The 12,028-nt window shown below is 31.1% G+C and carries 6 protein-coding genes; 2 read left to right on the top strand and 4 right to left on the bottom strand.

Annotated elements, in window-relative coordinates:
• Nucleotides 1–350: 350 nt before the first annotated feature.
• A complete protein-coding gene (locus tag ABF633_RS07270) occupies nt 351–2,756 on the top strand; it encodes an ATP-binding protein (RefSeq protein WP_415522993.1) in 2,406 nt (801 codons plus the stop codon).
• 58 nt (nt 2,757–2,814) lie between these two features.
• On the opposite strand, the gene rfbG is transcribed toward ABF633_RS07270, so the two are convergent.
• The 3 genes from rfbG to ABF633_RS07255 all read right to left on the bottom strand — a co-directional run bounded on the left by rfbG (nt 2,815) and on the right by ABF633_RS07255 (nt 5,749).
• On the bottom strand, nt 2,815–3,891 hold the full coding sequence (gene rfbG / locus ABF633_RS07265) for a CDP-glucose 4,6-dehydratase (RefSeq protein ID WP_415522991.1): 1,077 nt from the start codon (nt 3,889–3,891) through the stop codon (nt 2,815–2,817).
• Nucleotides 3,892–3,905: 14 nt separating this feature from the next.
• Nucleotides 3,906–4,853, bottom strand: a complete 948-nt coding sequence (locus ABF633_RS07260) for an NAD-dependent epimerase/dehydratase family protein (RefSeq protein WP_415522990.1) — start codon at nt 4,851–4,853, stop codon at nt 3,906–3,908.
• Nucleotides 4,854–5,008: 155 nt separating this feature from the next.
• Nucleotides 5,009–5,749, bottom strand: coding sequence for a sugar phosphate nucleotidyltransferase (locus ABF633_RS07255; RefSeq protein WP_415522989.1), 741 nt, complete (start codon nt 5,747–5,749; stop codon nt 5,009–5,011).
• A 357-nt stretch (nt 5,750–6,106) separates the two neighbouring features.
• On the opposite strand from ABF633_RS07255, the gene ABF633_RS07250 reads away from it, so the two are divergent.
• Nucleotides 6,107–8,650, top strand: coding sequence for a glycosyl transferase (locus ABF633_RS07250; RefSeq protein WP_415522988.1), 2,544 nt, complete (start codon nt 6,107–6,109; stop codon nt 8,648–8,650).
• 135 nt (nt 8,651–8,785) lie between these two features.
• Here the strand turns inward: ABF633_RS07250 and ABF633_RS07245 are convergent, their stop codons facing one another.
• Complete coding sequence (locus ABF633_RS07245; protein WP_415522987.1) at nt 8,786–12,007, bottom strand: GH32 C-terminal domain-containing protein; 3,222 nt, start codon at nt 12,005–12,007, stop codon at nt 8,786–8,788.
• Nucleotides 12,008–12,028: the final 21 nt, after the last annotated feature.

The following is a 12,028-nucleotide window of genomic DNA, read 5'->3' as shown; positions in this document are numbered from 1 at the left end:
TGGATTCAAAATATTCGTCGCATCTTTGACTTACTATTTATTTTCACATGCCTTAGTTATTTAGTTAATTCCTAATACTTAATTTCTTAGCATTTGCTTATGATATTTCATAAGCATTTTTTCATATAGCACCTTATTGGTATAAGACTTTCTATTCTTAGAAATATTTACACCTCCGAGATGAAAAATTCCACCTTTATGTTAAATCTACACAGACTAAACTTTCTAAAAAAGGAATTTTGTATTTTATGTAGAATATATGCATATGTAATATAACAAAATCTACAAATTTAGATATAAAATTACATTAAGATAAATAATTCTTAATTTAGACGGGGGTATTAACTATTGTGAAAATTTTTAAACATACAAAACAATATATTTTTCTAATATCTTTTGCTATTTTTCTTTCTTTATTCCAAAGTACTGCTTATGCTGAAAATGGAGCTGAAAAGAATATACTTATTTTAAATTCAAATGAAAATTATAATAGTTTTACCAATGGCACTGAGTCAATGAGCTTTGAAAATACAATTATATCATCAATAAATTCAAAATTTATAAAAAGTAAAAAAAATATAAATGTTGCAATTGAATATATGGATTACAATAATAACTTGAGGGATACCTATTCCCAGCAGCTTTATAATTTGTATAAAGTTAAATATGAGAATACAAAATTTGATGCTGTCATCACTTTAGATGATATGAATGATAATGCCTTTAAATTTATGCTTAATTATGGAGACAAATTATTCCCCAATACCCCTGTTGTATTTGCTGGAGTACCTTCTTTTGACACTTCTTTGGTTAAGGGTCATTCGAACTATACTGGAATAACAAAGAATCCGGATATCAAAAGTACTCTTGATGTAGCTTTGAGTCTTCATCCAAAAACTAAACAAATATTTGTAATCACAGATAAAACTCAATTTGGAATTTATCATAAAAAACTTGTTGAAAGTTTAATACCTCTATATAAAAACAAAATTAATTTCTTATTTTCTGATGAAAGTGATATCTTTAAATTAAAAAAAGAAATAAATAACTTACCTAAAGATACTGTTATTTATTTTAGTGCAACCCCTGATGCCTTTAAAGACATCAGCGACAGACCAACTTCACAATCATCAGCTGCAGATATACTCTTTAAAGATTCTGACATACCTATGTACTGCAGAGCAAGCACATATATAAATAATCAAAGCATAGGCGGTATGCTTACATACGCAGATAGTTATGGGAGTAGTATAGGTGATTTAGCTTTAAGAATATTAAATGGTGAAAAGTCTTCCAGTATACCTGTTACGGAAGACACCGCCCATAACTATGAATTTAATTACCTGCAATTAAAAAAATTTGGCATTGACCTAAAATCTCTGCCCAAAGGATCAATAATACGCAATGCACCTTTAGATTATTTTAATATTTATAAAAACATGTTTTTCCCCATTGCTGCTTCTATTATCATATTTATAATTGCTTTACAAATGTTTTTAATAATTTTTAATATATATAAGCGTAGACTTGCTGAAAGTTCGCTGTCCGATAATGAAAACCTGCTAAATACATTAATAAATTCTACTCCTGATATAATTTATTTTAAAAATGATAAAGGAAATTTTCTGGAAATAAATGACGCTGCTCTCCGCCTCTTAAACATTAGCAGAGATGATTATGAAAATATTAATATGAATAATATAAATACATCTCCATATTTTAACAAAGATTTACTTGATGAATTTGAAGCCAACGATAAAAAAACATGGGAAACAGGAACTATATATAGAACTAAAGAAGTTATTCTAAATAGAAGAGAAGAAACTAATAAAATTTATGACACCTTGAGAATTCCTCTATTTAACGAAGACGGAAGCCGTAAAGGATTGATGTTATTAGGTCGTGATATAACTGAGCATAAACTAAATGAAAAAAATAAAAAACTTATTAAGGAGTTAAAATACTATGATGAATTAAAGACTAACTTTTTTTCTAATATTTCTCACGAATTTAAAACTCCCTTAAATTTAATTTTCAGTGCTCTTCAAATTATAGAACTTAAAAATAGAACTACTGAAGGTAAAGATGAAACTTCAGAAAAATATATAGATATAATGAAACAAAACTGTTATAGATTGCTTAGAATTATTAATAACCTTATAGATATAACAAAGATCGATTCAGGTAATTTTTCTACGCACTTTAAAAATTATGATATAGTCTTTATTTTAGAAAATACTGTAATGTCTACTGTTGATTATGTAAAAAGTAAAGGTATTAATATTACTTTTGACACAGACATTGAAGAAAAGGTTATGGCTTTTGATCCAGATGCTATGGAAAGAATTATACTTAATTTATTATCTAACTCAATAAAATTTACACCTCCTGGCGGAAGCATAGAAGTTAATATACAGGATAAAGTAGACAACATAGTTATTTCTGTAAAGGACACAGGAATTGGAATACCTCCTGATAAACAGGCTTCAATATTTAAAAAATTTGTTCAAGTTGACAAATCTTTATCAAGAGGTTCAGAAGGCAGCGGCATAGGTCTCTCCTTAGTTAAGGAACTAGTGGTTTTGCATAATGGGATAATTGAGTTAGAGAGTGCTCCAAATGAAGGAAGTGAATTTAAAATAACCCTTCCCGTAAAGCTGCTAAAAGGTGATGAAAATTGTAACAATGAAGAGAAATTTGCAGACCATAACAATATAGAAAAAATTAAAATAGAGTTTTCGGATATATACATGTAGCATCTATCTCCGCTACCCCTAAATTATAACATTTTACATTTGAGTAATAATTATACATCTAGAGTAAGGTACAATATTCATTAATTTGTTTTACACATAAATTATAAACATCTGTATTATTATAGTTTTTATACCACTCTACAGTTTTTTCAACAGCCTTATCTACATTCCAGTTTGGCTGCCATTGTAATTTAAATTTAGCTTTACTTATATCAAGATTTAATAAATTAGCTTCGTGAAGAGAATTTGAAGATGAACCCAAGATTTTATAATGACCATATCCCCAATACTTAATAATTTTTTTTACTATTTCTTCTACACTTACAATACTTTCTTCTCTAGGTCCAAAGTTCCATGCACCAGAAAATTCAGTACCATATTTTAAAAGCTGAGATCCCAATTTTAAATATCCTCCTAAGGGCTCAAGGACATGCTGCCAAGGACGAATTGAATTAGGATTTCTAAGAATTATGGACTTATTTGTTTTTAAAGCATTTATGCAATCAGGAACAATTCTGTCTTTTGCCCAATCACCGCCGCCAATTACATTACCTGCTCTAACTGAGGCTATAACCTTATTGTGTTTAGCATATTCCCTGGGATTAAAAAAAGAATTACGATAGGACGAAACTAAAAGTTCTACACAACCTTTACTGGAACTGTAGGGATCGTATCCCCCCATAGGATCATTTTCTCTGTATCCCCATATCCATTCTTTGTTTTCATAACATTTATCAGTAGTTATAATAACTGCAGCTTTTGTATATTGACAATCTCTAATAGCTTCCAACAAATTTAAACTTCCTATCACATTTACTTCATATGTATATTTAGGATGTTCATAGGAATATCTTACAAGAGGCTGTGCTGCAAGATGAAAGACAATTTCTGGCTTGTATTTTTTAAATACTTCATTAAGTAACGTACTATCTCTAATATCTCCTCTAATATCTACCATATTGTCTTTCAATCCGCTTAAACAAAAATTATCTTCAGGATTAATAGGCTCCAAAGCATATCCTATTACATTTGCGCCAAGTTCTTTTAACCATATTGAAAGCCAGGAACCTTTAAAGCCAGTATGTCCAGTAACCAGCACATTTTTATTTTTAAATATATTTAAAGATAAATCCATTTTACTATCACCCCCTAGTATAATTCTTTATTTTTTCTGTACCAATCTATAGTCTTAATAATTCCATCTTCAACACTTATCTTTGGTACCCAATGGAGCATGGATTTAATTTTGCTAATATCCGCTTTTGGAGTCCACATTTCGTTTTTTCTATAGGGTATAGCTCCATATAAAGGCTTTTTAGTAGTATTAATATTTTTAAATATTAAATCCACATAATATTTAAGCGGGTATATATTTCCACTGGCTATATTAAAAATATTGTCCTTTATAGAACTATTTTTTGCAGATAAAAGCATTCCATCTATTATATTTTCAACATAGCAATAATCTCTGTATTGTTCACAATTAGTAAGTTCTACATCCTTATTTTGTAGGATAGATAAAATTATATGACAAAAAATCTTATGGTGTGCTTCACCTTCACCAAAAATCCCAAATGGTCTTAAAGTAACAATATCGATACTATTTTCTTTGGCAATCTGATGGGCTAGTATAGTAGAACAGGCTTTAGTACTTCCATAAATACTCACAGGAATAGGTCTCATATCTTCATTCATTAATTCTGTTCTATCTCCATATTCAGCGCAAGTACCCATATTTATTATTTTTTTGCACCCAGTGTCTTTTAGCGAATTTAATATATTTACAGTTCCCTCTACATTAGTATTGATGGCAGTAATATACTCCTTTTTAGAAGAATCCACTCCATAAGCAGCTAGATGAAACACATATTCAGGATCTATATTTTTTATAACCTTATAAATTTCTTTGCTGTTTATTATATCGGCTTCAGCAATATTAACCTTGTTTATAATACTTTTTATCCTCCAGGGATTAGATTTTTTTCTTTCTATAATAAATACTTTAGCCTTTTCTTTTAACATACGATTTACTAAATGAGAGCCTATAAAGCCCAAACCACCAGTTATCAATATTTTCTTGTCTTTAAACTCATCCATATATTACCTCCAGAAGCTGATTAAGTATATGAATTATTACAAATCATAAAATTTTGCCTTTCTTTTCTACTTTACATAAATTATTCTTTTAAAAAATATCACCACCATAAGGAAATCTTTCAATAAGACTTACTTCTTTCCAATATAGATTGCCTTCAAATTTTCCATGTCTTATTTGCCACCAATAAATCTTTATAGGTATCTATAGATATCCAATATCCGTTATATAGATATACGGAGAGTTCTCCTTTTTTAGCTAAATCTTTCAATGGCCTTTGTTCAAAAACACAGGATTCACTATCCTCTATATAATCAAATATTTTGGTATTTAATACAAAAAAACCTCCATTTATGATGCCATCCAATTTTGTTTTTTCATCAAAAGATTTGGCAATACCATTTTCTACAGTTAGAATACCGTATTGACTTTTTCTCTGTATACCGGCTACAGTTGCAATTTTACCCTTATTGTAATGGTACTCTAATAAAGTTTTAATATTTATATCTGATAGTCCATCGCCATAGGTTAGCATAAAGATATCTTCATCAATATATTTTTGTATTTTTTTTATTCTCCCGCCGGTCATAGTATTAACTCCAGTATCAACAAATGTTATTTTCCAATTTTCTGGTTCACTTAAAAGTTTTACACTATTATTAGCAGAATCTTTAATAAAATTTTTATTTTTCCATTCATAATCCCAAAAATATTCCTTTATCTTTTCCCCTCCAAAACCTAAAGGTAAAATAAAATCATTAAATCCATATTTCATATAGTTTTTCATGATATGCCATATGATTGGTTTACCATTAACTATAGCTAACGGCTTAGGTTTATTCTCAGTAGGGGACGCTAGTCTAGAGCCTTTTCCTCCGCATAATATAACAACCTTCATAACATATCTCTCCCAATTTTTTCTATAGAGTTACTTATTTTTTCAATAGTATAATATGATTTTAGAGTTTGTAATGTGTTAATTCCCTCTAAAAATTATTTGTTTTGAGAAAAGCAGAGAACCAAAATTTTTAATTTTGTGTGAATCGCTTTCACAGAGTGCGATGGGAGTATTACGGATGGTAGTCATCGGATAAAATGTAACTATAGCAAGATATACTACATACAATAACAGTAATAAGATAATTTCACATTGATTAAATTAATAAAAATTTGAAACAGCAGTATATCCAAACAAAATTTTAAAAATGTATTAGAGTTTTTCAGTATGTAAACTGCCCTGTGAGAGGTGAAATTTATGTCGTTTATAAACTTGGTAAGAAAACTGACAGCTTTAAAAAATATATTTTTGTCAATTAATAAGCTGTATCTAAAATCACTAAGTTGTTTAGAAAATTGGATACCTGCCTATTGTTATCCTGTAGACTCTTATTATGATAATAAATCCGCAAACAAGAATTTTCCAATATATTTTAGTAAGCAGGATAATAATACACCTAATAGAAGAATTATTTTTACTGATAAAGATTTATTGGAATCCATTAAATCTCCTAAAACTAACAAGAAAAAGCGTAAAAGAAGAAATGTAAAATATATCCACAAAAAAAGACCTAAATATAAAAATTCAGTAGTATCCATTGAGATCCCTGCAGCTAGTGCAAATGAATATAAAAACAATAAGTCTAAAGAAAAAAAACATGATAATAATCCTGCCGAAGCAATTAAGTATCCTGTACAGAATGAAAATAAAGAAATTAATACAAATGAGTATAAAGACAATAAGTCTGAAGAAAGAATCCATGATAATAATACTGCTAAAGTAGCTGAAGACCCTGTATATGATAAAAATAAAACTAAAGACAATACATCTATAGAAAAAACTAAAAATGACAATCTCACTGAATACACTGAAATTCCTGAATTTGAAGCACAAACTAAGTCCTGTCGTTTTTGTACGATAGCCAGTAATGAGTACCTCCTAAAAGTATTAGCTCTCCATAAATCTCTTAAAAATTCAGCTGAAAATTTTAGTCTTTGGATATGTTGTATGGATGAAGAATCCTATTCCACTTTATCAAGATTGAAATTATATAATGCTTACATTTTTAGGGTAGAGAAAATTGAAGACAATGAACTTCTATCAGTTAAAAATTTTAGGAAACCTAACGAATATTGCTGGACATTAAAGTCTCCACTAATCAAATATATACTAGATACCTATAAGATACCTGATATTGTATATTGTGATTCGGATTTATGCTTCTTCTCTGATCCTAAGGCAATTTATGGTGAATGGGGTAATTTTGACGTTTTCTTATGTCCTCAAAGAGACCTTCAATGGGTTGAAAATATATACGGAAAATATCAAGCAGGTTTGATTGGTTTTAAAAACACTGTTAACGCTTTTAGATGTCTTAGTTTCTGGCGCAATAAGTGTATTGAATGGTGCTCTTCAAATCCGGAACCTGGAATGGAACGATTTGGTGATCAAAAATATCTGGATAAACTTCCTGTTTTATTTCAAGGGATAAAAATTTCAGAAAACTTAGGTGTAAATGCAGCCCCTTGGAACTGTATTTATAATAATAATTATAATATTTATGAAAAAGACAGTTTTATATATATAGAAAAAGATAGGCTGGTGGCATTCCATTTTGCAACAGTAAATATTTATAATGACACTGAGTTTGATTTATGGTCTTTTAATTATATACCTATAGGAAGAACAATAAAAGACAAGATTTATCTTCCCTATTTAAACTTAATAAGGGAATGCATTAACAGGGTAAAAGCAGCTAATGTAAGTAATTTAAATTTATTATTCAGTCAGAAGCCTTTAAGTGGAGCACAAACATATTACAGATATCCTCCCTTAAATTTTAGAATTAAGGCAGATGATAAAACCAAATACTTTTGCACTATAATAAGTAAAAAATATTTGATAAGAGGATTGGCTCTTTACAGATCATTAGAAGTACATGCAAAAAATTTTCATATGTGGATATGCTGTGTTGACGAAACCAGCTACTCTGCAATTAATAGAATGGGCCTTAAAAATGTAACACTTATACCCTTAGATGTTTTAGAAGATGATGATCTGAGAGAATGCAGAAAAAATAGGAACATTAATGAATTCTGCTGGACACTGAAAGCTCCTCTAGTACAGTATGTAATCACAAACTATGATATAGATTATATTATATACTGCGACGCTGATATATTCTTTTTTGCAGATCCTTCGCCTATTCTTCAAAACTGGATAGGATACTACTTTTATATTTGCACCCAGAGAGATAATTCTGAATCAGAAAGAGTACATGGAAGATTTCAAGCCGGTTTCATAGGGTTTAAAAAAGACAAGGAAGCATTTAGAATACTGGAATGGTGGCGCCAAAGATGTATAGAGTGGTGCTTTGACGATCCACAACCTGAGTCTGAAAGATGGGGAGATCAGAAATATCTCGATAAGGTACCTCTTCAATTTGTTGGAATTAGAATTGAGTATAATATTGGAATTAACGCAGCTCCCTGGAATATCATTCTAAATAATAATTACAATATTCATAATGTGGATGGAAAAGTATATGTAGAAAATGATATTCTTATATTCTATCATTTTGGAAGCATGGTTTTCTATAATGAATATGAATATGATCTTTGGAAATTAAAACCCCTTAATTTTAGCCCTAACATAATAGATAATATTTATATTCCCTATCTCAACACCATTGAAGATGTGTTAAGGGAATCACTTCCTTATATAGAGGATGCCCAAAAAGAAATTTTCATTGACAAAGCTTCTAATCCCCCTGTTAACTATTTTAATACAAGAGAACATTAAAAACACCCCAGGGGTATTAATTCTTTCCAAAATGGAAAAATTTACACCCCTGGGGTGAAAGAAATGGGAATGTAATTGAAATTTACATTCCAAAATCAGTACCCCGAAGTAAAGAAATTAGTAAAAGTAAAAAAATTACTTCTTTTTATACTTAGAACTTTCTATGGTTATAGTTTGACTGCCTTTTGTTAAGTCTACTTGCTGGCTCCAATTTTCATCCAGTTCATAGGGTCCCTTTGGGGCCTTTATTTCCTTTAGTACGTATTTACCTGGTGCTAAATTTGCTGCAGTAGCCTGTCCCTTTGAATTAGTTTCGATTTTGTCAGTTCCTATAGCATTTCCATTAAGGTCATAGAGTTTAAATTCAGCTCCATTTAATGATTTTTTGCCATTGCCGGCGTCTTCTGCATTTATTTTTAACGTAGTTGCATCACTTTTCCATATACTATTGATTGGATATAGAGTAATATTAGCCTTTGAATCTCCATTTTTTGAGTACGTTTCCATACCAGTGCTTGTGTCATCTGGGAATATAAGTGAAGCCCCGGTTACTTCTCCATCATTGCCAAATACCTCTATAGAAGACCAGTCAAGGAAGATTCTAAGTTTGATTTTACCATCTGCAGTCATACTCATATCTCCAGTTTCTAAAGCCTTAAACAAATCACTTTCATAGTATCTATTGCCATTTTCTGTTGGTATCTTTCCTGATTTACTTCTGTCAATGGATACCTTTTTACTTGCTATATTGTAATTTACCACAGTTTCCTGATTATTGCCTACTCTAAGTTTAAAGCCCACATCTGTAGTATTCGCTCCTGGTGTAAATTCAGCATCAATTTCAGTCTGCTTACCTGTAACCCCTTGAAGTATATTGCCAGTAGCACTGACAGTAGCATTTTCTATTACTGTAGGAGCTAAGCGTAAACTGTTGTATTCTTTTATAGGTTCCTGAACTAATCTAATCTGTCCATCTCCATTTTTCTTCAATTTCAATTCATGCTGCAAAGTGAAAGAACCATTATATGGGTCTGTAATAGCTGACAGCGCATTACAATAGTTATCCCAGGTGTTCATCCAGTTAATCATAATCCTTCTGCCATCAGGAGTATTGTTGTAAGTCTGTCCCGCATAAGAGTCTTTACCAAAATTTGTTGAAATTCTATCTGATTCTGATACAAAGGTCAATTTTCCATTTACCTGTTTCAAATCACCAATTCTATAGTATCTTCCACCTTCACTTAGTACCCATTTTGATTCATTTGTTCCTTCCACATTAAGTTTGAAGATATCAGGGCATTCAGTTTGAATTTCTGGCTGCATTGCTTCTGGTGTCCAGTTTTTAAGATCTGAAGATGAGAAAAATCTAAGAGGACCGCCAGCAGCTACCATAATCCACTTTTTAGCATCTTCATCCCAGAACACCTTTGGATCTCTGAAGGCACCGTTGGCAATATCCTTTAGAGGATCATCCGCAGTTTTTATAACAGGATTCCCAGTATATTTAGTCCAGGTCCTTCCCTTATCTGTACTGTAGGCAATATTCTGCTGCTGTACTCCACTATTATCAGTAGTGTAAATTGCAACCAAGCCTTTTTTCTCCGGAGTATTAGTGAAGAAACCTGTGGTATTATTTTCATCTACTACTGCAGAGCCAGAGAATATAGCTCCAATATTATCTGGATAAAGAGCAATAGGAAGTTCTGTCCAGTGAACTAAATCTGTACTTACTGCATGTCCCCAGTGCATAGGACCCCATTCTTTACCATAAGGATAATATTGATAGAATAAATGATATTCTCCTTCATAGTAAACCATACCATTAGGATCGTTTACCCAATTTTCCTTTGCTGAATAGTGGAATTGAGGTCTGTACTCTTCTGAGTAATAGGAGCTTGGATCCTGCTCTCTCTTAACTTGTACTAAATATGTGCTTTCATTGCTATCTGAATCCTTAGCAGTTACATAGACTTTATTCAATCCCACAGGAATTGCAAGTTCATTAAAAGTATTGTTTTGAACTGTGTTATTAAATACCTCAGAACCTTTACTATCCAAAACTCTTACATTTACAGTACTAGAATTAACTGCCACAGGTTTTATGTTTATTTTATCTGTTGCATAATCTACAGTAGTATTATACGAGTATACGTTTTCATTAAATGCAGGTTCTAAATTTATCCCATTAATCTGAAGATCTGTTAGTTTAGGATAAGTTGCAGCATTTATGTCATATTTATTTAAATTCTGATATATTTCCGCTCCACTATAAGTCAACACTCCAAATTTTCCGGAACTTAAACTGCCATCGCTGCAATTTGCCACAAGTGAACCATCAATATAGTACTCTATATGTGAACCTATTGCCTTAACCTTCAAATTATAATTATCCTTTGTAGAAGCTAGCCTAAATTCACTTAAAACAGTGGCCGCACCATTTACAAATTTGAAGAGTTTTCCCATGCCAGCACCTTTGTCCACATTAGCCACATAAGAGCTGGAACCGTTATCATTTGATCTGAATACTAAGGATGCTGCTCCTGTAGATGGCAGAGTTACATCACTTTCATAAGTAAAATCTGTTCCTGTAGTCTGTGATATAGCAAAATTATCTCCTCTTCCCTGTGAATATAATCCCTCATTAGTCTTGTTCCAGATTCCAGCCTTTACTGCCTGAATATTTGCCAAATTAGTTAAAAATCCATTTTCATCATTATCTACTGCACTATCACTAAATTTAACATTACTAAAGGTAGCCTTAGTATTATAGGTTAAAATACCTACATTTCCTCCTACCCAGCTTGGATCATTTTGCATAAGCACAAGATTGCCATCTAAATAGAACTTAATGTTTTTATTACTATCAACAGTTACTTTATAATGGAAAGTATTTTTTGCCTTTTGAGCATCTGTAAGTGCTGCCACCTGATTAAATCCAAGAGGTTGTCCAGGAATAACCTTAAATAATCTTATTACACCAGTTACATTATCGTTTTGAGAGTACGAATATCCTTCTGTTTTATTGATATTAACACCATACCATACTCCACCGGAGGGGTTGTCCTTATTTGCCACTCCAAAAGTTAGAGCTGCTGAAGGACCATCTTCAAGAGTTACATCTGCCTCATAGGTAAATTTTGCAGCGTATGTACTAGTAACGGCAGCATTGTCACCATCATTTTTTAGAAGTTCAACACCGTTGTCTGTATTTCCAAAATTACCATTTATAAAATCCTGTCTAGTGAGATAAGTAGTTGTTTCTGCCTTTGTTACTACAGATGGCACTGTAATACCAGTAGTTAAAAACATGGCGAAGCATATGAAAAAACTGAACACACTATTAAACTTTTTTTTCATTAAAAAATTCCCCCCTGTAAA

It is taken from the genome of Clostridium sp., assembly GCF_047718555.1.
GTDB lineage: Bacteria > Bacillota > Clostridia > Clostridiales > Clostridiaceae > Clostridium_I.
This window is presented reverse-complemented; position numbering and strand designations above follow the sequence as displayed.

What these genes read in the sequence shown, in the direction of transcription:
- rfbG (WP_415522991.1), bottom strand. Translation starts at nt 3,891, where the DNA reads ATGGATTTATCTTTAAATATATTTAAAAATAAAAATGTGCTGGTTACT.
- ABF633_RS07260 (WP_415522990.1), bottom strand. Translation starts at nt 4,853, where the DNA reads ATGGATGAGTTTAAAGACAAGAAAATATTGATAACTGGTGGTTTGGGC.
- ABF633_RS07255 (WP_415522989.1), bottom strand. Translation starts at nt 5,749, where the DNA reads ATGAAGGTTGTTATATTATGCGGAGGAAAAGGCTCTAGACTAGCGTCC.
- ABF633_RS07250 (WP_415522988.1), top strand. Translation starts at nt 6,107, where the DNA reads ATGTCGTTTATAAACTTGGTAAGAAAACTGACAGCTTTAAAAAATATA.
- ABF633_RS07245 (WP_415522987.1), bottom strand. Translation starts at nt 12,007, where the DNA reads ATGAAAAAAAAGTTTAATAGTGTGTTCAGTTTTTTCATATGCTTCGCC.